The sequence below is a fragment of the Neisseria sp. N95_16 genome (assembly GCF_002551535.2).
GTDB classification, from domain to species: domain Bacteria; phylum Pseudomonadota; class Gammaproteobacteria; order Burkholderiales; family Neisseriaceae; genus Neisseria; species Neisseria brasiliensis.
The window spans coordinates 1-1,617 of sequence record NZ_PDBT02000143.1 but is presented as its reverse complement, the minus strand read 5'-3'; the positions used below and the strand labels follow the sequence as shown (position 1 = coordinate 1,617).

Below are 1,617 nucleotides of genomic sequence, written 5' to 3'. Positions count from 1 at the left end.
CCGTTGACGGAATGCCGTCTGATTTCCCGACTGACGGTGGCGGGATGACAACCGATGTTCTGTGCGATTTGGTTTAGGGGTAGGTTGCGGTAATGTCTGGAAATGTAGTATCTTTGGTGTGAGGTCAGTTGTGTGTAGGCCATATTGCAATCTTTCTTGTCAGGAAAGGCAGTATACTACCGCATACTGGCCTTTTCTGTTATTGGAAATTGCACTTGTTAGGCGAATGTAAGGCCGTCTGAAACATCGTATGACTGTTCAGACGGCCTTTTAACCACACACGGGAAAACCATGAATTCATCTTTTCAACGCCGTTTTGCGCCGATTTTATATGTCTTGATTTTCTTCGCCGGATTTTTTACCGCCTGCTTGTGGTTCAACCCGCAAGATTATTTGGCCAATCTGCCGCTGACCTTAATCGCTATTGCCGCAGTAGCCTTCATTTGGCTGATTTACACCGTGGTTTCCGTGCGTGCCAGCCAGAGGCGTGAAATGCTGTACCGTGAAAGCCTGATTCAGAAAGAAAGCGTGCATCCGGTGTTGCATGCTGCGATTCACCGTGTGGAAGACCGGCCGGAAATGCTGGTGTTGGCCGTGCGCAATTATGGCAAAGGCATGGCGGAAAAGGTCAAAGTGCGCGTGGAAGCCACGCCTGATCAGCCGTGCAGCCAAGCCGTTACCCAAGCTATGGCACAGCTTCCGGCCGTAGCGGAAGGCATCGATCATTTGGCATCGGGCGAAACCTATGGCGGTATTTTTGCCGACAGCCGTATGTTGGTCACCGATTTACCCAACCAAGAATTCAGCGGTGTGGTGCGCGTGACGGTGACGTGTGAAAACACCTTCGGCGATGCCTGTTCTTCCGAAACCGTGTTGGATTTAAGCCTGCTCAACAGCGGCGTCGCAGAAGACAAGCCGCGCAAAAAATTATTGTATTGATTTAACCGATTACACAGCCAAGTTAGCAAAGAAATGATTTAAGCTTGCGGCTGGATAACGGTTTGCTTTCAGACGGCCTGATTCCTGTGAAGATGTCAGGCCGTCTGAATCATTTTTAGGAGAGTTGAATGTTAAGTCTGACGACGATTATCATCGCGGTGGCCGTGACCGCGGTGTTGTTGGTGATTACCTTAGTCGCCCCCAATCCGATTACCGGCATCATGGCGTTGGTGTTTGGTGCGCTGATTTATTTTGTGCTGTGGCCGAAATACGAAGGCGGCCAGCAAGCTCAAGCACACGGTGTGGAAATTCAGGCGGCGGTGCAGGAAGTGCGGCATTGGAACAGCGGCATGCGTAACAGTCAGGGGGATAAATACGAAATCATCGCGCTGGCACCCAATCCCTACAACGGCAAAATGCAGCAATTTGTCAGCCCGCCAATGACCACCGATCCCGAGCCTTATCTGCAAGATACGGTCACTGTGAAAGTCGATTGGTCGAACCCGAAAGCGTATATTATGGATTTATCGTTTTTGCCGTTTAAAGTGCATTAAATTAAGCCATAAGAAAAGGCCCTTACATTCGCATTTCAAGTGCAACGCTCAAATGCCATTGGCAAGGGCTGCTGAAAACAGATCACCCGGTGTCTCATAGTCCAATGTCTTTCTCGGTCGGCGG

At 50.1% G+C, this 1,617-nt stretch carries 3 protein-coding genes; 2 read left to right on the top strand and 1 reads right to left on the bottom strand.

Annotation, left to right across the window (positions count from 1 at the left end; all coding sequences use genetic code 11):
• Positions 1-143: helix-turn-helix domain-containing protein (locus CRG49_RS14190; RefSeq protein WP_157807900.1), on the bottom strand; the 143-nt coding region annotated here is incomplete at its 3' end.
• 148 nt (positions 144-291) lie between these two features.
• Between CRG49_RS14190 and CRG49_RS12875 the strand changes: the two genes are divergently transcribed.
• Together CRG49_RS12875 and CRG49_RS12870 are read left to right on the top strand one after the other, a co-directional pair.
• Positions 292-939: a hypothetical protein gene (locus CRG49_RS12875; RefSeq protein ID WP_095503789.1), complete on the top strand. Its 648-nt coding sequence runs from the start codon at positions 292-294 to the stop codon at positions 937-939.
• Between the two features lie 128 nt (positions 940-1,067).
• Positions 1,068-1,493, top strand: a complete 426-nt coding sequence (locus CRG49_RS12870; RefSeq protein ID WP_095503790.1) for a hypothetical protein — start codon at positions 1,068-1,070, stop codon at positions 1,491-1,493.
• Positions 1,494-1,617: the final 124 nt, after the last annotated feature.